Here is a 20,859-nt window from a genome sequence, read left to right on the forward strand (position 1 = left end):
GGCAAAGCGAGTGTAGTTGTGCAAACGTGCGGCAACAATCCTGCAAGTCCCGGTAATTGCGCCATTCATCATGGTGTTTGCCGCGGTGTTGGCGTTCTTCGCCGGTTGTGTCTAGACTGGCCGGGTTCTTGTCGGGGTGCCTTGCTATGAGGCTGAGATCGAATAATTTCGGATCCCGTTGAACCTGATCAGGTTAGCGCCTGCGTAGGGAACAAGATTTCTCGTCACCCGGCGAGTCCTCTTGTGCTTCGTCCGGGAAAATTGTTCGACAATCGAACGCTCGACGACGATGCACAGCACCAGTCCTGGTGCGTCCGTGCCTTTCAGGTTCTGCTCCGACAATCCATTGCCTGGATGCTGTCTGGAGAGCCCGTGATGACTACAAAAGCAAAAAACGCGATCAACCTGAGTGACTCGGCCAAGGTCGATGAGCAGTCGGTTCAGCCGTTCACCCGTTCGCAAAAAGTCTACGTTCAGGGCTCGCGCCCGGACATCCGCGTGCCGATGCGCGAAATCACCCTCGATGTGACGCCGACCGACTTCGGCGGCGAAATCAACGCGCCGGTCACCGTCTACGACACCTCGGGCCCGTACACCGATCCGAACGTGGTGATCGACGTGCGCAAAGGTCTGGGCGACGTGCGTTCGGCGTGGATCGATGACCGTGGCGACACCGAGCGTCTGCCAGGCCTGAGCTCCAGCTTCGGTCAGGAACGTCTGGCCGATCCGGAGCTGACCAAACTGCGTTTTGCTCACGTCAACAACCCGCGCCGCGCCAAGGCCGGGGCCAACGTCAGCCAGATGCACTACGCGCGCAAAGGCATCATCACCGCCGAGATGGAATACGTCGCCATCCGCGAAAACATGAAGCTGCAAGAGGCCCGAGCTGCCGGCCTGTTGACTCAGCAACACGCCGGCCACAGCTTCGGCGCGAGCATCCCGAAAGAAATCACCCCTGAGTTCGTCCGCGAAGAGATCGCCCGTGGTCGCGCGATCATTCCGGCCAACATCAACCACGTCGAACTGGAACCGATGATCATCGGCCGCAACTTCCTGGTGAAGATCAACGGCAACATCGGCAACAGCGCCCTGGGTTCGTCCATCGAAGAAGAAGTGGCGAAACTGACCTGGGGCATTCGCTGGGGTTCGGACACGGTGATGGACCTGTCCACTGGCAAACACATTCACGAAACCCGCGAGTGGATCATCCGCAACTCGCCGGTGCCGATCGGCACTGTGCCGATCTATCAGGCGCTGGAGAAGGTCAACGGCGTTGCTGAAGACCTGACCTGGGAGCTGTTCCGCGACACGCTGATCGAACAGGCCGAGCAGGGCGTCGACTACTTCACCATCCACGCCGGTGTGCTGTTGCGCTACGTGCCGCTGACCGCCAAGCGCGTGACCGGCATCGTGTCCCGTGGCGGTTCGATCATGGCCAAGTGGTGCCTGGCGCACCACAAAGAGAACTTCCTCTACACCCACTTCGACGAAATCTGCGAAATCATGAAGGCCTACGACGTCAGCTTCTCGCTGGGCGATGGCCTGCGTCCGGGCTCGATTGCCGACGCCAACGACGAAGCGCAATTCGGCGAACTGGAAACCCTCGGCGAGCTGACCAAGATCGCCTGGAAACATGACGTGCAATGCATGATTGAAGGCCCGGGCCACGTGCCGATGCAGTTGATCAAGGAGAACATGGACAAGCAGCTGGAGTGCTGCGACGAGGCGCCGTTCTACACCCTCGGTCCGCTGACCACCGACATCGCCCCGGGTTACGACCACATCACCTCGGGTATCGGTGCGGCAATGATCGGCTGGTTCGGTTGCGCCATGCTCTGCTACGTGACACCGAAGGAGCACTTGGGTCTGCCGAACAAGGATGACGTGAAGACCGGGATCATCACCTACAAGATCGCCGCCCACGCAGCGGACTTGGCCAAAGGGCATCCAGGCGCGCAGATTCGCGACAACGCTTTGAGCAAGGCGCGTTTCGAATTCCGTTGGGAAGACCAGTTCAACCTCGGTCTGGATCCGGACACCGCGCGTTCGTATCACGACGAAACCCTGCCGAAGGATTCGGCCAAGGTCGCGCATTTCTGTTCGATGTGCGGGCCGAAGTTCTGCTCGATGAAGATCACTCAGGAAGTCCGCGAATACGCGGCCAACCAGCGGATCGACGCGGTCGACGTGGACGTCGCCCAAGGCCTGGCGGAACAGGCCGAGCGGTTCAAGAAGGAAGGCAGTCAGCTGTATAAAAAAGTCTGATCCCTGACTGATCTTTTGTGGTGAGGGGATTTATCCCCGATCGACTGCGCAGCAGTCGCAATTTTGAGAACCGGGTCCTTCAGATGTACCGCATTCTCAGGTTTTGGGGCTGCTGCGCAGCCCATCGGGGATAAATCCCCTCGCCACAAGTGGGCCAGCTTGATCACACACAACAACAAATGTCCCTCTGAGATAACACCTTGAGCATTCAACCCGGCACTTATTCCCCCGACCTCGCCGTATCCGCCGACAAGCGAGTATTCGGCGGTCGCGATCTGTTTTCCCTGTGGTTCTCCCTCGGCATCGGCTTGATGGTATTGCAGACCGGCGCGTTGCTCGCGCCTGGTCTGGGCCTTTCCGGTTCGCTGCTGGCGATTTTCCTCGGCACGCTGGTTGGCGTTTTGCTGCTGGCCGCCGTCGGCGTGATCGGCAGCGACACCGGCCTGTCATCGATGGCCGCACTGAAACTGAGCCTCGGTAGCAAAGGCGCAAGCCTGCCGGCGCTGCTCAACCTGCTGCAACTGATCGGTTGGGGCTCGTTCGAAATCATCGTCATGCGTGATGCCGCCAGCCTGCTCGGCACTCGCGCGTTCAGCGAAGGTTCGCTGTGGGCCAGTCCGATGCTCTGGACGTTGTGCTTCGGTGCGCTGGCGACTTTGCTCGCGGTCAGCGGGCCGCTGACGTTCGTGCGCAAGATCCTGCGCAAATGGGGTATCTGGCTGATCCTGGCGGCGTGCATCTGGCTGACCTGGAATCTGTTCGCCAAGGCGGATCTGGCGGCACTCTGGGCGCGTGCGGGGGACGGTTCGATGCCGTTTGCCGTGGGCTTCGATATTGCCATCGCGATGCCGCTGTCGTGGCTGCCGCTGATCGCCGACTACTCGCGTTTCGGCAAGCGCGCGAAAAACGTATTCGGCGGCACGGCGATCGGTTTCTTCGTCGGCAACTTCTGGTTGATGAGTCTCGGCGTGGCCTACACCCTGGCGTTTGCGCCAAGCGGTGAGGTCAATGCGTTGCTGCTGGCACTGGCCGGGGCCGGTCTGGGCATTCCGCTGTTGCTGATTCTGCTGGATGAGTCGGAAAACGCGTTCGCCGACATTCATTCGGCAGCGGTTTCCAGCGGGATTCTGTTGCGTTTGAAGGTCGAGCATCTGGCCTTGGCCATCGGCGTGATCTGCACCCTGATTGCACTGCTGGCGCCCTTGGCGCAGTACCAGAACTTCCTGTTGCTGATCGGCTCGGTGTTCGCGCCGCTGTTCGGCGTAGTGCTGGTGGATCACTTCATCCTGCGCAAGCGCAGCGCCTACGTGGCGTCAGCCGCATTGCGCTGGCCGGCGCTGTTGGCATGGCTGGGCGGGATCAGCACCTACCACTTGCTGGCGAATCTGTATCCGGATGTCGGCGCGACCCTGCCGGCACTGGTGCTGGCAGGGCTGTTGCAACTGGTGCTGGGCCGGGCTTTCAGTTACGGCCGGGAAACAGCTCGGGTTTGAGGATGCCGTTCAGACGCGGGTAAGGAATCTTCAGTTCGACGTGGCCCAGCGCGTAAGGCGCGATGGTGCTCACGTCGTACTTGAGGATCACGCCACCGTAGGTCAGCGCCACGTTCGGGGTTTTCACGAACGGCCAGCTCTTCACGAAATCCGCTTCCTGATCGAGCTTGGTGCTGATCAGCCAGCTGTTGTGCGCCACCTGCGCAGCCTTCCAGAACGCGTCTTCCTGACCCGGCAGCAACATGTCCGACAGGTTCAGCACTTTGTGCTGCTGACGCGAGTAGTTGATGAAGCCGCGCCCCGGGGTGCCATGGGCGCCGCCGGTGTCGAGGTAGCTCGACAGTTCGATGATCACCAAGCCGTCATGCTGCTCGCGTACCTTGGCCTGCAGATAGCTGCTGTTGCGCGGGCCGGCGGTGCGCAGGAATTGATCACGATAGGCCGCCAGGGTTGGCGCGACCGCTGCGTTTTGCTCGGTGCGGGTCATTTGCAGCAGGCGCTTTTCGATAATGCCGTCCAGTGCAGGCTCGGCCGCGAAGTGCACGGTATCGATATTCACCAGCGGACAATCAGGGTTGGAACAGCCGGGTTTCAGGGTTTCCGAGGCGTCGCGGGTGGTTTCCAGCGGCGTGCGGTAGTTGGGCTGGAACAGGTTGGCGCAGGCACCCAGGGTCAGGGCGATGGCGGCCACGGAGGCAATTTTGAAAAGCGACATGGGCGTCCTTTCTGAAACAGGGGAAGGCAAAAAGTTATCCGCTTCGACTCTCGCCGAGGCAGTCAGTTCGCCACTAAGCTAATTAGAGTGGGTTTCGCCGCCACCGTCCATCCCGCTGACGGTAAAGGGGCTGCATCAATCATCACCGGCGCGTTAGGATGGCGCGAAGTCGAGGTTGCCGGTCACCACAAGGCGCCTCGTATCGGGATTTGCAGTAAGAGAGGATGCTCATGACAGATTTTGCCAACGCCACTCCGGCCAACGTCGACGTCGTAAAGCGCGAGCGCTGCTACGAGGGCTTCTACAAGCTCGACCGTTTGCACCTGCGCCATGAGCTGTTCGCCGGCGGCATGAGCCGCGAGATCAACCGCGAAGTCTTCGTGCGTCACGATGCCGTGTGCCTGCTGCCGTACGATCCGCAGCGTGACGAAGTGGTGCTGCTCGAGCAGTTTCGCGTCGGGGCCATGGGCAAGACCGACAACCCGTGGCTGGTTGAGCTGGTCGCCGGTCTGATCGACAAAGTTGAAGTGCCGGAAGAAGTTGCTCACCGCGAGGCACAGGAGGAAGCTGGACTGGACATCAAAGCCCTGTGGCCGATGACCAAATATTTTCCGTCGCCGGGCGGCAGCAACGAATTCGTGCATTTGTACCTGGGGCACTGCAGCACCGACGGCGCAGGCGGCCTGCACGGGCTGGAGGAAGAAGCAGAAGATATCCGCGTTACGGTCTGGGCCTTTGAAGATGCCTTGCAGGCCGTCCGTGACGGACGCATTGCCAATGCGGCGAGCATCATCGCCTTGCAATGGCTGGCGCTGAACCGCGCCGAAGTGAGGGGGTTATGGTCGTAAACAAGCTGCGCGATCGTTATCGAGTTGACCTTGCGGGGCTGCAAGCCGCCTGCGAGGCCAACTACGCGCGCCTGATGCGACTGGTGCCGGACATGCGCAACGACCCCGAAGCGCGGCGCATCGCCGTGACCCAGGGCGAGCAGATGCTCGGCGTGCTGGCCCTCGAAGTGCTGCAGACCTGCCCGTACACCACCACTTTGCAGGTGCGCCAGGAGCACAGTCTGCCGTGGTTGCCGGTGCCCCAACTGGAGGTGCAGGTCTATCACGATGCGCGCATGGCCGAGGTGATCAGCGCCGAACATGCACGACGCTTTCGCGGCATCTATCCTTACCCGAACGCCGCGATGCATCAGCCGGATGAAAAGGCCCAGCTCAATCTGTTCCTGGGGGAATGGCTGAGCCATTGCCTGGCCCTGGGGCACGAGTACGAAGTCGTACGCTAGTTGTGAACTGCGTCCGGTTCGCCGGTTTCCCCTTTGCACCATCCCCCAGCATAATTGCGGCACTCAACCGATTCCGTGCTTTTGCCCTGGGAGAACGCCTTGCCGAGCGTATCCACATTGACCACCGCCGATCCGGCGTTGCTGGTGCAGTTATCCGACAGTCACCTGTTCGCCGAGGCGGACGGCACGCTGCTGGGCATGAACACCCGCGAGAGTCTGCAAAAGGTCATTGAGCAGGTACTCAAGCAGCAGCCGCGGATTGACCTGATGCTGGCCACGGGTGATTTGTCACAGGACGGAACACTTGAGTCGTATCAACTGTTTCGCCAGATGACCGCGCAGATCGATGCGCCGGCGCGCTGGATTCCCGGCAATCACGATGAGCCGCAAATCATGGCTCAGGCCGCGGTGCAAAGTGCATTGCTGGAATCGGTGGTCGATGTCGGCAACTGGCGCGTGACCTTGCTCGATTCGGCGGTGCCGGGCTCGGTGCCGGGGTATCTGCAGGATGATCAGTTGCAGTTGCTGGCCCGTTCGTTGAGCGAAGCGCCGGAGCGCCATCATCTGGTGTGTTTCCATCATCATCCGGTGTCGATTGGATGCCCGTGGATGGAGCCGATCGGCTTGCGCAACCCGGAAGCGTTTTTCGACGTGCTCGATCGTTTTCCACAGGCGCGCGCGGTGCTGTGGGGGCATGTGCATCAGGAAATCGACCGCGACCGCAACGGCGTGCGGTTGATGGCTTCACCGTCGACCTGCATCCAGTTCGAACCGGGCAGTCACGACTTCAAGGTCGGCGAACAGGCGCCGGGCTATCGCTGGTTGCGGCTGTTGCCGGACGGGCGGCTGGAAACCGGTGTCGAGCGCGTTACCGACTTCCAATTCACCGTCGATTACGGCTCCAACGGCTACTGACCCCCCCCTTCGGCAGCTCCTACAGGAGGTAGCGGGGTCGGGAGGGCAGCATTGCTACAGGGCATGCACATCATTTGTATGGCCCATCCCACCGCGACTCCCTGTAAACTCCGCTATCTTTCGCCGACACTCAGGGAGCTCCAATGTCCGGTTCGATCCTCTATATCCACGGTTTCAACAGCGCGCCAGCCTCGAAAAAGGCCTGTCAGCTGGTCGAGGTGATGGAACGGCTGGGTTTGAGCGAGCAATTGCGTGTCCCGGCGCTGCATCACCACCCGCGTGAAGCCATCGGTCAGTTGCAGCAGGCGATTGCCGAGCTGGGCCGGCCGTTGCTGGTGGGAAGCTCACTCGGCGGCTACTATGCGACTCACTTGGCTGAGCGCCACGGCTTGAAAGCCCTGCTGGTCAACCCGGCGGTCAGCCCGCACCGGATGTTCGACGGCTACCTGGGCACGCAGAAAAACCTGTATACCGATGAGACCTGGGAACTGACCCATGACCATGTGACGGCCCTGGCCGAGCTGGAAGTGCCGGCACCCGTGGATGCGCAGCGCTATCAGGTGTGGTTGCAGACCGGCGATGAAACACTGAACTATCGCCTCGCCCAGCAGTATTACCGGGCCTGCGCCTTGCGCATTCAGGCCGGCGGCGACCATGGTTTCCAAGGGTTTGCCGGACAATTGCCGGCGTTGCTGAGTTTTGCCGGCATTGGCGCCGATTTGTACCAGGCAATTGATTTCACCGCACTGTGACGTCTTGCCCCTTTTTCATTGAATCACTGACGACGAGACCCTATGGCCACTCCCAGCGCTAGCTCTTATAACGCCGACGCCATCGAAGTCCTCTCGGGCCTCGACCCGGTGCGCAAACGCCCCGGCATGTACACCGACACCAGTCGGCCGAACCACCTCGCCCAGGAAGTCATCGACAACAGTGTCGACGAAGCCCTGGCCGGCCACGCCAAATCGGTGCAGGTGATTCTGCACGCCGATCACTCGCTGGAAGTCAGCGACGACGGACGCGGCATGCCGGTCGACATTCACCCGGAAGAGGGTGTGTCGGGTGTCGAGCTGATCCTCACCAAGCTGCATGCGGGCGGCAAGTTTTCCAACAAGAACTACCAGTTCTCCGGCGGTCTGCACGGGGTGGGTATTTCCGTGGTCAACGCCTTGTCGTCCGAAGTCCGGGTACGGGTGAAGCGTGACGGCAACGAATACCAGATGACTTTCAAGGATGGCTTCAAGGCCACCGAACTGGAAATCGTCGGTACCGTCGGCAAGCGCAACACCGGCACCAGCGTGTACTTCGCGCCGGATCCGAAATATTTTGACTCACCGAAATTCTCCATCAGCCGCCTCAAGCATGTGCTCAAGGCCAAGGCTGTGCTGTGCCCGGGGCTGCTGGTCAGCTTCGAAGACAAAGGCACCGGCGAGAAAGTCGAGTGGCATTACGAAGACGGCCTGCGCTCCTATCTGGTGGACGCGGTCAGCGAATTCGAACGCCTGCCGGACGAGCCGTTCTGCGGCAGCCTGGCCGGTAATAAAGAAGCGGTGGACTGGGCGCTGCTGTGGCTGCCGGAAGGTGGCGACGCGGTGCAGGAAAGCTACGTCAACCTGATCCCGACGGCGCAGGGCGGTACCCACGTCAACGGTTTGCGTCAGGGTCTGCTCGACGCGATGCGCGAGTTCTGCGAATTCCGCAGCCTGCTGCCACGCGGCGTGAAGCTGGCGCCGGAAGACGTCTGGGAACGCATCGCTTTCGTGCTGTCGATGAAGATGCAGGAACCGCAGTTCTCCGGCCAGACCAAAGAGCGCCTGTCGTCCCGTGAAGCGGCGGCGTTCGTTTCCGGTGTGGTCAAGGACGCTTTCAGCCTGTGGCTCAACGCCAATCCGGAAACCGGTCTGGCGCTGGCCGAACTGGCGATCAACAACGCCGGTCGCCGCCTCAAGGCGAGCAAGAAAGTCGAGCGCAAGCGCGTCACCCAAGGCCCTGCGCTGCCGGGCAAACTGGCTGACTGTGCCGGGCAGGATCCGATGCGCTCCGAGCTGTTCCTGGTCGAAGGTGATTCCGCCGGTGGTTCCGCCAAGCAAGCGCGGGACAAGGAATTCCAGGCGATCCTGCCGTTGCGCGGCAAGATCCTCAACACCTGGGAAGTCGACGGCAGCGAAGTGCTGGCGAGCCAGGAAGTGCACAACATTGCCGTGGCCATCGGTGTCGATCCGGGCGCCACGGACATGAGCCAGCTGCGCTACGGCAAGATCTGCATCCTCGCCGACGCCGACTCCGACGGTCTGCACATCGCCACGCTGCTGTGTGCGCTGTTTGTCCAGCACTTCCGCCCGCTGGTGGATGCCGGGCACGTCTACGTGGCAATGCCGCCGCTGTACCGCATCGACCTCGGCAAAGAGATCTACTACGCCCTCGACGAAGCCGAGCGCGACGGGATTCTCGACCGTCTGGTGGCCGAGAAGAAACGCGGCAAGCCACAGGTCACCCGATTCAAAGGCCTGGGTGAAATGAACCCGCCACAGCTGCGCGAAACCACCATGGACCCGAACACCCGGCGTCTGGTGCAGCTGACACTGGGCGACGATTTTGCCCAAACCTCGGAAATGATGGACATGCTGCTGGCGAAGAAACGCGCCGGTGACCGCAAGACCTGGCTCGAATCCAAGGGCAACCTCGCCGAGGTGCTGGCCTGATGCGGTTTGGCTGGGCCTTGGCGGGTGCCTTGCTGCTGAGTGCGATGAGCGTGTCGGCCGAACCGCTGCAGGAGTTGCGCGTGCTCTCCGAACACCCGGTCGACGGCATGCGCGGCGGCAACCTGTCGGGGCTGGCCATGTGTGGCAGCGAGTTGTGGGCGGTGTCGGACCGTGATGACGATCAGATCTACCGGCTCAATACCGCCGATCAGGTCTGGCAGGCCGAAGCCTTGCACATCGACGTGCCTCTGGTGCCGGAGACCGGTTTGCCGTGGGGATTGCGCTCGCGCAATTGGGCCGCGTCGTTCGTGCGCGGTGGCGACCTGGATTTCGAAGGCATCAGCTGCGACAGCGCCGGCAATCGCTACATTGTCAGCGAGGGCCACGCGGCGGTCTTGCAGGTGCCCGTCAGCGGCCCGGTCAACTGGCTGAAGATTTCGCCGATGATGGTTCGCGAAGCGCGGGCCAGTGGCATGCTCCTGCATTTCAACGCGATCTTCGAAGGTCTGGCGATCAACCCGGCGGGCGATCAGATGTGGCTGGCCGGCGAACGGCAAAACCGTGGCTTGCTGCTGATCAAGCGTCAGCAGACCGTGTGGGATTGCGACGGTCGTTGCGTGTTGCTCAGCGAGGGTGGCAAGGAGATGCAGCCGCCGCAGTTCCCGCACGCTAAAGCGGTCGACCGCGACTTTTCCGACCTTTCATTGTTCAACGGCAAATTGTTTACCCTTGAACGCAACGCCTTCCAGATTTGTCGACGCGATGCGCAGACTGCCAGGGTCGAGCGTTGCTGGTCGTACGCTGCTGAACTGTTGCAGGCCAACCGCCGTTATTCGCAGAACTTCGGGTTGGAAGAAGCGCTGATCGTTGATGCGGAGGGGGCGTGGGTCGGTATCGACAATAATTTCGGCCCGCGCGCCGACGGTGAGGTTCGGCCCATCGTCTGGCGCTTCGCAGCGCCTGAAGGTGGCTGGAGCGCCAAACCGTGAGTCAACAACCGCCGGGCAAACGCGCCGGCCGGGTGTTGATGATTCTGGCCTGGTGCGCGGGACTGTTTCTGGCCACACGGTTTTTCGGCCAGTGGGAAGAACGTCAGCAGAATCCGAATGTGGTGGTCACGTCCGAGCAGCATGACGGCGTGGTCGAAGTAAAACTGGCGGGCAATGCCCAAGGGCATTTCGTCGCCAGTGGCCAGATCAACGGTGAGCCGGTGGAGTTCATGCTCGATACCGGCGCCACCGATGTGGCGATCCCGGCGGATCTGGCCAAACGCTTGAAACTGGAAGAAGGTTTCGGTGTGACCCTGAGCACGGCCAACGGCCTGAGCCAGGGCTACCGGACAAAGATCGACCGCCTGCAACTGGGCGACATCGTGCTGCGGGACGTCCGCGCACTGGTGGCGCCGGGGCTGCATGGCGATCAGGTGCTGCTCGGCATGAGCGCCCTGAACAAACTTGAATTCACCCAGCGCGGTGGCACCATGCTGCTGCGCCAGACAACGAACCGATGAGGCCCGCATGAGCGACTCCCTTGATCTCAGCCTGGACGGTGTAGAACGCCGCTCGCTGGCTGACTTCACCGAAAATGCCTACCTCAACTACTCCATGTACGTGATCATGGACCGTGCCCTGCCGCATATCGGCGACGGCCTGAAACCGGTACAGCGGCGTATCGTCTACGCCATGAGCGAGCTGGGGCTGGACGCCGATTCCAAGCACAAGAAATCGGCGCGTACCGTCGGTGACGTGCTCGGCAAGTTCCACCCGCACGGCGACTCGGCGTGCTACGAAGCGATGGTGCTGATGGCCCAGCCGTTCAGCTATCGCTACACGCTGGTTGACGGTCAGGGTAACTGGGGTGCGCCGGACGATCCGAAGTCCTTCGCCGCCATGCGTTATACCGAAGCGCGCCTGTCGCGCTATTCCGAAGTGCTGCTCAGCGAACTGGGCCAGGGCACGGCCGACTGGGGGCCGAACTTCGACGGCACCTTGCAGGAACCTTTGGTGTTGCCGGCACGTTTGCCGAACATCCTGCTCAACGGCACCACCGGCATTGCTGTCGGCATGGCCACCGACGTACCGCCGCACAACCTGCGCGAAGTCGCTACCGCTTGCGTGCGCCTGCTCGATGAGCCGAAAGCCACGGTCGAACAGCTCTGCGAACACATTCAGGGCCCGGACTATCCGACCGAAGCGGAAATCATCACGCCGCGTGCCGACCTGCTGAAAATGTACGAAACCGGCAAGGGCTCGGTGCGCATGCGCGCCGTGTACCACGTCGAGGACGGCGACATCATCGTCACCGCGCTGCCGCATCAGGTCTCCGGGGCCAAGGTGCTGGAGCAGATCGCCGCGCTGATGCAGGCCAAGCCGTCGAAAGCGCCGCAGATCGCCGACCTGCGTGACGAATCCGACCACGAAAACCCGTGCCGCATCGTGATCATTCCGGTCAACAGCCGCGTCGATCACGAAGCGCTGATGCAGCACCTGTTCGCCAGCACCGAGCTGGAATCGACCTACCGGGTCAACGTCAACATCATCGGGCTGGACGGCAAGCCACAGCTGAAAAACCTGCGGGCATTGCTGGTCGAATGGCTGGAGTTCCGCGTACTGACCGTGCGTCGTCGCCTGCAATTCCGCCTCGACAAGGTCGAGCGCCGCCTGCATCTGTTGGACGGTTTGTTGATCGCTTACCTCAATCTGGATGAAGTGATCCACATCATCCGCACCGAGGAGCATCCGAAAGCCAAGCTGATCGAGCGCTTCGCCCTCAGTGAAATCCAGGCCGACTACATCCTCGACACCCGGTTGCGGCAGTTGGCGCGTCTGGAAGAGATGAAGCTGCGCGACGAGCAGGACGAACTGCTCAAGGAACAGGCCAAGCTGCAAGCCTTGCTGGGCAGCGAAGCCAAGCTGAAGAAGCTGGTGCGCACCGAGCTGCTGAAAGACGCTGAAACCTACGGTGATGATCGCCGTTCGCCGATCGTCGAGCGTGCCGAAGCCAAGGCGCTGACCGAACACGATCTGCTGCCGAACGAGAAAGTCACCGTCGTGCTGTCCGAAAAGGGCTGGATCCGCTCGGCCAAGGGTCACGATATCGACGCTACCGGCCTGTCGTACAAGGCTGGCGATGGCTTCAAGACCTCGGCGGCGGGGCGCTCCAACCAGTTTGCGGTGTTTATCGACTCTACCGGTCGCAGTTATTCGGTGGCCGCGCACACCTTGCCGTCGGCTCGAGGCCAGGGTGAGCCATTGACCGGTCGTCTGACCCCGCCGCCCGGCGCCACGTTCGAATGCGTGCTGATGCCCGAAGACGATGCGTTGTACGTGATCGCCTCCGATGCCGGTTACGGTTTCGTGGTCAAGGGTGAAGACCTGCAAGCCAAAAACAAGGCCGGTAAAGCCCTGTTGAGCCTGCCGAACAACGCCAAAGTCATCGCGCCGCGCCCAGTGGCCGATCGTGAGCAGAACTGGCTGGCCTCGGTCACGACCGAAGGTCGCCTGCTGATCTTCAAAATCAGCGATCTGCCACAATTAGGGAAGGGCAAGGGCAACAAGATCATCGGAATTTCCGGCGAGCGTGTGGCCAGTCGCGAAGAATACGTCACGGACATCGCCGTACTTCCGGAAGGCGCTACCTTGGTGCTGCAGGCCGGAAAACGGACCCTGTCGCTGAAGGCCGACGACCTCGAACACTATAAAGGTGAGCGTGGACGTCGCGGGAATAAACTCCCGAGGGGCTTTCAGCGGGTGGATGCGCTGCTCGTCGAAAACCTCAATTAGGCGAAAACGCCCTTCTAGAGGCGTCGAACTACGATTTAACGCGTAGATCGACGCTTTGGCGCTGGAGTCGGAACGCATATTCACGGATGATATGGCCTTTCCAAGCGCCGGCGTGGCCGAGCGTTCTTCATATTTATTGAGTATTTTCACTGTGGTCAGCCTTGTGGCGGCCACCTGGACGGGATGATGACTGCTCTGCGCCCTCTTATTTTCCTGCTCGCTGGCGTTTTGGGCCTGGCGGGCTGCAGCGTTCACCAGCCGGTGTCGCTGTATCAACTGGACAGCGGAAGTCCGGTTCAGCCTGCGCAAAGCGCTGGCATGGCGGTTTTGTTGGGCCCGATCGTCGTGGCCGATTACCTGCAACGAGAAACCCTGCTGCAGCGTCAGCCCGACGGCAGCCTGCAAGCCTCGACCGATGGTCGCTGGGCGGGCAGCCTTTCGTCGGATATCGATCAATTGCTGATGCGACAGGTGGCGGGTCATCTGGACAGCCAGCGTGTGGTGCTGGCACCGGCAACATTGGGCTTCACGCCGGATGTGCAGGTATTGCTGACCATCACGCGACTGGATTCCGGTCAGAAACAACCGGCGATCCTCGATGCGCAATGGCGTCTGATTGACCGTCGTGGGCAGGTGCGAGATAACCGCATCGTTCATCTGCAAGAGTTGCATGCCGGGACCACGGCTTCTCAGGTGCAAGCACAGGGGATTCTGCTGCAGCGTCTGGCCGAGCAGTTGTCGGTGGCGCTCAAGCCATTGGCCAACCAGCCTCCGGTGGCCGAAGCACCGCGCAAGGCGGCGCCAAAGCCGGCCGCGCCGGCAGCCGATGCCGAGAAACAGCCAAAGATCCCGATGGCCTCGCCGATTCGTACCGATATGGAAGTGTTCCGCTTCTAAGTCTGCATCAGCGTCAAATCAGAGCCCGCCTTGTGCGGGCTTTGTTGTGTCTGGGGGCTGGAAATCTTTGCCGTCAGTGCGGGCCTCTTCGCGAGCAAGCTCGCTCCCACAGGTCTTGAAGGTGTTCACAAGGTCTGTGGCAGCCACCGTCCACTGTGGGAGCGAGCTTGCTCGCGAAAGGGCCGGTACAGGCCACAAAAAAGCCCGCAGACAATCATTTGTCTGCGGGCTTCTGTGCATCAGGCCTGAAGCTTACGCCCGGCGCTCATGCATCCGCGCCAGTTGCCGCTCGAGCATCGACGGATACGGCTCCATCAAGCGCTCGACACAGCAAGCCCCCTCAGGGCTGGCGATCGGACGGATCCGCGCACGCTGGCGAATCAGCCCGTCGTCACCGATCTTGCGCTCGACCAGCAGCAGGTTGCGGCTGTGCTGCGACAGGGCCAGGGCATCCTGGGCCGAGTCGGTCAGCAGCAAGTCGATCTGGCTCAGACCGAACAGGTCGTCACCCAGGGTCAGGCCCAGCTGCAATTGCAGAGTGATACCGCTGTCAGCGACTTCGATCTGCAATTGATGGCCCAGCGCCCGCAGCAATTCACCGCAGCAGATCGCATTGGTCAGGTAGTCGTCACCGCTGTCTTCGGTGTGGAACAGCATCAGCGTGCTGCCGTCGTTCAGGGTTTCGATCTCGCCCTGATACAGCGAAGCGGCCTGATCGAGGCAATCGCGGTAGCGCTCCAGCAACTCTTCCAGACGGGCACGCGGCAGGCGCCGCAGTTGTTCCTGCGAGCCCAGTTGCACGGCCAGTACCGCGCTGTGCTGGGGTACGCTGGGCGTGGCCTTGCGCGTGAGCGGTTGCGGCGCTGCATCCAGCGATTCGTCGCGCAGGTCAGCAAAAGCGTCGTCGTCCTCATCGTCTTCAACGGTGCTGACCACATGGCGCGGTGCAGGTTTTTGCGCAGCCATCGGGCGGGTTTCGTCAAAGCTCGGGTCACGCAGGTTGCGCACTTCGAACTCTGGCTCATCCTCTTCTTCGAACTCGGGTTCCGGCTCGGGCTCGGGTTTGGGCGCAGGCTCTGGGGCGAAGTTGGCGTGCAGCTGACGCGCCAGATCGCCGATCTCGTCCTGACGGTCGGTGCCCGGGGTGTATTCGTCGATGTTGCGCAGCCAGACGCGCAATTGCAGCAGCGGCGTCGACAGATACCGGCCCATGCGCAGACTCAGGGCCAGCGACAGCGCCAACAGGATCGCACTGAGAATGCCCATGCTCTGCAGACTGATGGTCATCGGCTGCTGAAACTGATCCATGTCCAGGCTGATGCGCAGTTGCCCGGCGGTCACGTCCTGGAAGGTGATCTTGCTCTCGTACATGCCTTCGGCTTCGCCCAACAGGCTGTGCTTGGGGCGCTGACCGGATTCGGCGAGGATGCGGTTGTCCACGCTATAGATGGCCGCGTGGGCCACCAGCTTGTTCTTGGTCAGGTTGTTGAGCAGCACGTTGAGGCTGAGGATGTCGTTGGACACCAACAGTTCAGTGGCGGAGGTGGCGGTCTGCGTAGTCAGGCTTTCGCCCAGCGCGTCGGCCTGCTCGTGCATGGCCTGCTTGAACTGCAAGCCCATCACCCCGGCATAGATCACCAGGGCCAGAGCGACCAGGATCACGTTATGGCTGGCAATGCGCAATGCAATCGGCACACGGCGATGACGCAGTGCACGGAAGATCAGCAGGAAGAAGTTATCGGTTTTAACTGGCGTGGGCCGGTTCACTGAGCTCGGCTCTTTTGTCCGTGAAGTTGACGCGCAGTATAGCGACAGGCCCTAGACCGGCAAAGCGCTCGCGGTGCCCGATGGTCACTGAAAGTGGGTAGAATGCGGTTTTTTTCCAGTTGCGGGGGTGCGCGTTGCGCGAAATCGTCCTGATTAACATCACGGGAGTCGACCGTCCGGGTCTGACTGCGGCCATTACTGGCGTTCTGGCACAGGGTGGTGTGAACATTCTCGACATCGGTCAGGCGGTGATCCACGACACCCTGTCGTTCGGCATCCTGGTCGAGATTCCCGACTCCGAGCAAGGCAAAGCCGTGCTCAAGGACATCCTGTTCAAGGGCTACGAGCTCGACCAGCAGGTGCGTTTCACCCCGGTTTCCGAAGAGGATTACCAGCAATGGGTGGGCAATCAGGGCAAGAAACGCCACATCGTCACCCTGTTGACCCGCAAAGTGACCGCCGGCCAATTGCAGGCGGTCAGCTCGATCACCGCCAAATATGGCCTGAACATCGACCATATCGACCGTCTGTCGGGTCGCATGCCGCTGGACACTCCGGCGGACAAGGGCAAGGGCTGCATCGAGTTCTCGGTGCGTGGCGAAGCGGCTGATCCGCAGGCGCTGCGTGCCGAATTCCTCAGCGTCGCCCAGGAGCTGAACGTCGACATCGCCTTCCAGGAAGACTCGCTGTTCCGGCGCAACCGGCGTCTGGCGGTGTTCGACATGGACTCGACCCTGATCGAAGCCGAAGTCATCGACGAACTGGCCAAGGCCGCCGGTGTCGGCGAGCAAGTCTCGGCCATTACCGAGCGGGCGATGGCGGGCGAACTGGACTTCCGCGCCAGCTTCAAGGAGCGCCTGGCGTTGCTCAAAGGCCTGGATGTCAGCGTACTGGATTCGATCGGCGCCTCGCTGCGCCTGACTGAAGGCGCGGAAACCCTGTTCGCCGAACTCAAGCGTCTGGGCTACAAGACCGCGATCCTGTCCGGCGGCTTCACGTACTTCGCCAAGCAATTGCAGGCCAAACTTGGCATCGACTACGTGTTCGCCAACGAACTGGAAGTGGTCGACGGCAAGTGCACCGGCGTGGCGATCGAACCGATTGTCGATGCCCAGCGCAAGGCGGATCTGCTGAAGGAACTGGCGCACAAGGAAGGCTTGCGCCTGGAGCAGACCATCGCCGTCGGCGACGGTGCGAATGACCTGCCGATGCTGGCGATTGCCGGTCTGGGTGTGGCATTCCGCGCCAAACCGCTGGTCAAGCAGTCGGCCAAGCAGGCGATTTCCACCCTTGGGCTGGATGGTGTGCTGTATTTGCTGGGCTTTCGCGATCGCGACGGGCAGTTGTAATTAAAGATCAAAAGATCGCAGCCTGCGGCAGCTCCTACACTGGAATACGCGTTTTCCTGTAGGAGTTGCCGCAGGCTGCGATCTTTTGCTTTAAAGCGATTTCCACAACGAGTCGAAATCCTCCTCGCCCCCGCCATTGCGTGCGGCCTCCAGCGAGCGATAGGCAAACTGATTGAAGCTGTGCGTACTCGCCACCCGTCGATCCAGCCCGGCGCGGTGTTCTTCGCCATGGGTGTTGATCAGCACTTTATTGCCTTCCTGAAACGGCAGGCGCGGGGCCAGCAAGGTCGCGGGCAAGTCGATGGCACTGATCTCGGGCAGCAGCAGGCCTCGCAAGTAATGGCTGTGATCGTCCCGCGAACGCACCAGTTGCAAACCGCAGGGCTCGGCGTGCGGCGCCACCAGCTCAAGGCCCATTTGCGGTCCGCCACCGCGTACCTGACGAATCCAGCGCACTACCGCAATGCTCCAGCCTTGATTCGAGCTGTCCTGAATCCCGACCATCTCCCCGGCCTGCAACTCGGCGGGCACCTCGTTCGGCCAGCCCAGGCAATAACCTCCGGGGCTATGGTTGATCACCGGCAAGGTGTAAGTCGGGTAGTGCGGCGTGTGGTCGGCTGTGCTTTCGTCTTCGCCGATATGGTCGTACTGAATCTCTTCATACGGCAGAAATTCATCAGCGCCGCTTTGCGGGGCGGCGTCGAACGCCTGGCTCCAACTGTCCTTTTCGCCCTTGGCCACCGCGCGGCTGAAGTTCGCCGCGCGGGCGCCGGGATGCTTGAGCAAATCACTGAAAGTGCGTTCGCCTCCCAGGTAGAAGTGCAGGGCGCTCATGCCGACGCACACGGTCAGGTTGCCCTGGCCGGGGGTGCGCTGAAAACTGCGCTCGGCGGTCTGACTCCAACTGGCGTGTAGATGCTGCAGGGTGTCGAGGCTCAGACCCGCCGGGACAGGCAGCGGCGTCGATGTTTCCTGATGCAGTAAATGCGCTTCGATGACATTCACCAGCGGCTGCGGATTGACGCCGAGCAGTGTGTCCTGTTGTTCCTTGCGAAACATGCTGCGGTAGCGCGGGCCGGTGTCCAGATCGGCGCTGATGGCGAACAGCCCGTCGTCCGGGCTGCCAGGATGCAGTTTGAGCAGTGCGCTCCACGGTTCCACCACCTCAGCCAGTCGGGCGATCTGGTTCTGCCGCAGTTGGTTGCAACGAGCGCTGCCCAGCAGCAGCGCGGCGATGTAGGTCTGCTCCAGGCTCAGCTCGGTGGTCAGGCTCGCCAGGTCGTCGTGCACCCGACGCTGTTGCAGTTGCAAGCCACAGGCGCAGCGAAACAACTGATGCAGCTCGAACCACAGTTGCTCCGGCGCCGGGCTATACAGCTGCGCGGCGCGCAGCAGTTGTCCCTTGAGCGCATGCGCGGCGCGTTGCAGGGCCTGACTGACCAGCGCCGCACGATCCTTGTGGTACTTGGGCACGATGCGCAGCACGATCTGTTTGTAACCGATGGCCAACTGACTTTGCAGTGCCTGACACAGGTTGCTGATCTTGCGCGAACGGTCATCGAGCATGATCGCCTGATGCAAGAAGTGCCGCTCCAGATGCTGACAGACGAAATACACCTCGGGGCGCAGCAGCTCCAGCAGTTGCAGGCGATTGTCACTGGGGGTCAGCAATTGATTGAGTTCGCCCAGGCCTTGGTACAACTGGCGGGCGGTTTCGCCGATGTTGGCCTTGGGCAGGCCGGCGATCCAGCGCTTGAGGTCGCGCGGGGTGGCTTCGCAGAACGACAGGCGCGACTGCGTGGGAATCGGAGCGCTCAGCAGCGGGGGGGAGATGGTCTGGCTCATGCCAAAAACCATAGCAGCAAATGAGCATGTCAGCCTTCAACCGGTAGGAGCTGCCGCAGGCTGCGATCTTTTGATCCTGGTTTTTAAAAACAAAGTCAAAAGATCGCAGCCTGCGGCAGCTCCTACGCGGGGGCGCTGATGTATCAGGCTTTTGGCAGTGCCAAGCCTTGACCCATTTGTACTGGCGAACCGGCGACCAACTCTTCAGCCCATTTCACCTGATCCGGGCCAAACAGCACGATCGCGGTCGAACCCAGCTTGAAGCGTCCCAGTTCTGCACCTTTTTCCAGATGAATCGGCGCACGGGCGGCTTCGTCGTAGCGGAAGGTTTTCAGCTCGCGCTTCGGCGGGGTCACCAGACCGGCCCATACGGTTTCAATCGAAGCGACGATCATCGCGCCCACCAGCACCACAGCCATCGGCCCGCGCTCGGTGTCGAAAATGCACGCCACACGTTCGTTGCGGGCGAACAGTTCCGGCACGTTTTCCGCGGTGGTCTGGTTGACCGAGAAAATCCGGCCCGGGATGTAGACCATTTCGCGCAGGGTGCCGGCCAGCGGCATGTGCACGCGGTGGTAATCCTTCGGCGACAGGTAAATGGTGGCGAAGTCGCCGCCCATGAACGGTGCGGCATTCGCCGCATCACCGCCGAGCAACTCCAGCACGCTGAAGCTGTGGCCCTTGGCCTGGAACACGCGACCGTGTTCGATCGGGCCGAGCTGGCTGACCGCACCGTCGGCCGGGCTGAGGATCGCGCCCGGGGTCTGGTCCAGTGGACGCGCGCCGTCTTTCAGGGCACGGGTGAAGAACGCGTTGAAGTGCTCGTAGGCGGTCAGGTCTTCGACCAGCGCTTGCGACATGTCCACCTGATAACGCTTGGCGAACCACTGGGTGAAGGCATTCTTGAACCAGCGCACGCGGCACTCGGCAATGCAGCCGGCCAGACGCGACAGCAGGTGATGAGGCAGCAGGTACTGGCTGAGGATAAACAGACGCTCTTTCATTAGTTGTCCTTAGAACCTTGAATCTCGACAGGCGTATCAGGGTGGTTGCCCCATTCGCCCCAGGAACCGGCGTAGCCCTTGACCCGCGGATAACCGAGGGACTTGGCCACCAGATAAGTGAAGCCCGACCGGTGATGGGTCTGGCAGTGGGTAATGATTTCTTTGTCCTTGGTGATCCCGAGGTCTTCGAGGATCTGCGGCATGTCCGTGCGGATCCGCAGTTGACGCGCCTTGTCCATGCCGGCGGTCCACTCGAAGTTCACCGCGCCGGGGATATGTCCGCCCTTGGCGGCCAGCACCTTCTCGCCGGAATATTCCAGCGGCCCACGGGCATCCCAGATCGCCAGATCGGCGGCGCCGAGACGGCTTTGCAGGTATTCGCGGGTGGCGGTCGGCCCTTCGTGCAGGGTCAGCGCCACCGGGCCGCCCACCGCAGGCGGCACCTGGATCGACATCGGCATGCCCGCTTCCAGCCACGCCGGCAGACCGCCGTCGACATAGTGGTACTTGTCATGACCGATCACGTCGAGCAGCCAGATGAAACGCCCGGCCCAACCGCCGCCCTCGTCGTCGTAGACCACGTAGACCGCATCCTGGCGATGCCCCAGCTCACCGAACAACGCCTCCAGATCGGCTTTGGCCGGCAGCAGCCCCGGCGCCGGCGGCTGGCCGAGCTGGGTGCGTTTCGGGTCGACAAAGCGTGCGCCGGGAAGATGACCTTCGGCATAACGGGCAGGGCTGGTCAGATCCACCAGAATCAGTTCAGGGGAATCGAGACGCGGGAGCAGGTCGCTCGGCTCGATGACGAGCGGCAAGCCAGAGAAGTCAGACATG

17 protein-coding genes and 1 riboswitch are annotated in these 20,859 nt (G+C 61.6%); of the genes, 12 read left to right on the forward strand and 5 right to left on the reverse strand.

Going from position 1 to position 20,859, the window contains the following annotated elements:
• The first annotated feature begins 122 nt into the window (after positions 1 to 122).
• A riboswitch (TPP riboswitch) is annotated at positions 123 to 228 on the forward strand.
• Between the two features lie 147 nt (positions 229 to 375).
• Together thiC and cytX are read left to right on the forward strand one after the other, a co-directional pair.
• Complete coding sequence (gene thiC / locus AC193Q_RS22780) at positions 376 to 2,265, forward strand: phosphomethylpyrimidine synthase ThiC (RefSeq protein WP_047290956.1); 1,890 nt, start codon at positions 376 to 378, stop codon at positions 2,263 to 2,265.
• A gap of 200 nt (positions 2,266 to 2,465) precedes the next feature.
• Complete coding sequence (gene cytX, locus AC193Q_RS22785) at positions 2,466 to 3,758, forward strand: putative hydroxymethylpyrimidine transporter CytX (protein WP_047290957.1); 1,293 nt, start codon at positions 2,466 to 2,468, stop codon at positions 3,756 to 3,758.
• Here the strand turns inward: cytX and AC193Q_RS22790 are convergent.
• Positions 3,727 to 4,473 (reverse strand): RsiV family protein, encoded by a 747-nt coding sequence (locus AC193Q_RS22790; RefSeq protein ID WP_041065775.1) that lies wholly within the window; start codon positions 4,471 to 4,473, stop codon positions 3,727 to 3,729. The genes cytX and AC193Q_RS22790 overlap by 32 nt on opposite strands.
• Before the next feature lie 230 nt (positions 4,474 to 4,703).
• Here AC193Q_RS22790 and AC193Q_RS22795 point away from each other — a divergent pair, with 230 nt between their 5' ends.
• The 9 genes from AC193Q_RS22795 (at position 4,704) to AC193Q_RS22835 (ending at position 14,060) form a co-directional block, all read left to right on the forward strand.
• On the forward strand, positions 4,704 to 5,321 hold the full coding sequence (locus AC193Q_RS22795) for an NUDIX domain-containing protein (protein WP_047290959.1): 618 nt from the start codon (positions 4,704 to 4,706) through the stop codon (positions 5,319 to 5,321).
• Positions 5,312 to 5,764, forward strand: coding sequence for a DUF1249 domain-containing protein (locus AC193Q_RS22800; RefSeq protein WP_007967395.1), 453 nt, complete (start codon positions 5,312 to 5,314; stop codon positions 5,762 to 5,764). The genes AC193Q_RS22795 and AC193Q_RS22800 overlap by 10 nt, the downstream gene beginning before the upstream one ends.
• Before the next feature lie 99 nt (positions 5,765 to 5,863).
• Positions 5,864 to 6,679 (forward strand): 3',5'-cyclic-AMP phosphodiesterase, encoded by an 816-nt coding sequence (gene cpdA, locus AC193Q_RS22805; RefSeq protein ID WP_483878815.1) that lies wholly within the window; start codon positions 5,864 to 5,866, stop codon positions 6,677 to 6,679.
• A 143-nt stretch (positions 6,680 to 6,822) separates the two neighbouring features.
• A complete protein-coding gene (locus tag AC193Q_RS22810) occupies positions 6,823 to 7,431 on the forward strand; it encodes a YqiA/YcfP family alpha/beta fold hydrolase (RefSeq protein WP_483878816.1) in 609 nt (202 codons plus the stop codon).
• 42 nt (positions 7,432 to 7,473) lie between these two features.
• Entirely contained in the window at positions 7,474 to 9,381 is a 1,908-nt protein-coding gene (gene parE / locus AC193Q_RS22815) for a DNA topoisomerase IV subunit B (protein WP_047290962.1), read from the forward strand.
• Positions 9,381 to 10,370, forward strand: coding sequence for an esterase-like activity of phytase family protein (locus AC193Q_RS22820; RefSeq protein ID WP_483878817.1), 990 nt, complete (start codon positions 9,381 to 9,383; stop codon positions 10,368 to 10,370). The genes parE and AC193Q_RS22820 overlap by 1 nt, the downstream gene beginning before the upstream one ends.
• A complete protein-coding gene (locus AC193Q_RS22825; RefSeq protein WP_047290964.1) occupies positions 10,367 to 10,891 on the forward strand; it encodes a retropepsin-like aspartic protease family protein in 525 nt (174 codons plus the stop codon). Before AC193Q_RS22820 ends, AC193Q_RS22825 begins: the two co-directional genes overlap by 4 nt.
• A 7-nt stretch (positions 10,892 to 10,898) precedes the next feature.
• A complete protein-coding gene (parC, locus tag AC193Q_RS22830; protein WP_003221074.1) occupies positions 10,899 to 13,163 on the forward strand; it encodes a DNA topoisomerase IV subunit A in 2,265 nt (754 codons plus the stop codon).
• 186 nt (positions 13,164 to 13,349) lie between these two features.
• A complete protein-coding gene (locus tag AC193Q_RS22835) occupies positions 13,350 to 14,060 on the forward strand; it encodes a PqiC family protein (protein WP_041065754.1) in 711 nt (236 codons plus the stop codon).
• A gap of 252 nt (positions 14,061 to 14,312) precedes the next feature.
• Here AC193Q_RS22835 and AC193Q_RS22840 read toward each other — a convergent pair whose 3' ends face one another.
• Complete coding sequence (locus tag AC193Q_RS22840; protein ID WP_095667695.1) at positions 14,313 to 15,827, reverse strand: AhpA/YtjB family protein; 1,515 nt, start codon at positions 15,825 to 15,827, stop codon at positions 14,313 to 14,315.
• 134 nt (positions 15,828 to 15,961) lie between these two features.
• Between AC193Q_RS22840 and serB the strand changes: the two genes are divergently transcribed.
• Positions 15,962 to 17,176: a phosphoserine phosphatase SerB gene (serB, locus tag AC193Q_RS22845; RefSeq protein WP_007967407.1), complete on the forward strand. Its 1,215-nt coding sequence runs from the start codon at positions 15,962 to 15,964 to the stop codon at positions 17,174 to 17,176.
• 90 nt (positions 17,177 to 17,266) lie between these two features.
• Here the strand turns inward: serB and AC193Q_RS22850 are convergent, their stop codons facing one another.
• The 3 genes from AC193Q_RS22850 to rhdA all read right to left on the reverse strand — a co-directional run bounded on the left by AC193Q_RS22850 (position 17,267) and on the right by rhdA (position 20,858).
• The gene (locus AC193Q_RS22850) at positions 17,267 to 19,021 is read right to left on the reverse strand and encodes a molecular chaperone (RefSeq protein WP_121183405.1); all 1,755 of its coding nucleotides are present in this window, start codon (positions 19,019 to 19,021) and stop codon (positions 17,267 to 17,269) included.
• Between the two features lie 143 nt (positions 19,022 to 19,164).
• Entirely contained in the window at positions 19,165 to 20,025 is an 861-nt protein-coding gene (gene asd / locus AC193Q_RS22855) for an archaetidylserine decarboxylase (protein ID WP_047290967.1), read from the reverse strand.
• Entirely contained in the window at positions 20,025 to 20,858 is an 834-nt protein-coding gene (rhdA, locus tag AC193Q_RS22860; RefSeq protein ID WP_047290968.1) for a thiosulfate sulfurtransferase, read from the reverse strand. The genes asd and rhdA overlap by 1 nt, the downstream gene beginning before the upstream one ends.
• Position 20,859 lies beyond the last annotated feature (1 nt).

The sequence above is a fragment of the Pseudomonas sp. F2 genome (genome assembly GCF_057174385.1).

Coding starts and splice junctions, on each gene's coding strand:
- thiC (WP_047290956.1), top strand. CDS start 376: ATGACTACAAAAGCAAAAAACGCGATCAACCTGAGTGACTCGGCCAAG.
- AC193Q_RS22790 (WP_041065775.1), bottom strand. CDS start 4,473: ATGTCGCTTTTCAAAATTGCCTCCGTGGCCGCCATCGCCCTGACCCTG.
- AC193Q_RS22795 (WP_047290959.1), top strand. CDS start 4,704: ATGACAGATTTTGCCAACGCCACTCCGGCCAACGTCGACGTCGTAAAG.
- AC193Q_RS22800 (WP_007967395.1), top strand. CDS start 5,312: ATGGTCGTAAACAAGCTGCGCGATCGTTATCGAGTTGACCTTGCGGGG.
- AC193Q_RS22810 (WP_483878816.1), top strand. CDS start 6,823: ATGTCCGGTTCGATCCTCTATATCCACGGTTTCAACAGCGCGCCAGCC.
- parE (WP_047290962.1), top strand. CDS start 7,474: ATGGCCACTCCCAGCGCTAGCTCTTATAACGCCGACGCCATCGAAGTC.
- AC193Q_RS22820 (WP_483878817.1), top strand. CDS start 9,381: ATGCGGTTTGGCTGGGCCTTGGCGGGTGCCTTGCTGCTGAGTGCGATG.
- parC (WP_003221074.1), top strand. CDS start 10,899: ATGAGCGACTCCCTTGATCTCAGCCTGGACGGTGTAGAACGCCGCTCG.
- AC193Q_RS22835 (WP_041065754.1), top strand. CDS start 13,350: ATGACTGCTCTGCGCCCTCTTATTTTCCTGCTCGCTGGCGTTTTGGGC.
- AC193Q_RS22850 (WP_121183405.1), bottom strand. CDS start 19,021: ATGAGCCAGACCATCTCCCCCCCGCTGCTGAGCGCTCCGATTCCCACG.
- asd (WP_047290967.1), bottom strand. CDS start 20,025: ATGAAAGAGCGTCTGTTTATCCTCAGCCAGTACCTGCTGCCTCATCAC.
- rhdA (WP_047290968.1), bottom strand. CDS start 20,858: ATGTCTGACTTCTCTGGCTTGCCGCTCGTCATCGAGCCGAGCGACCTG.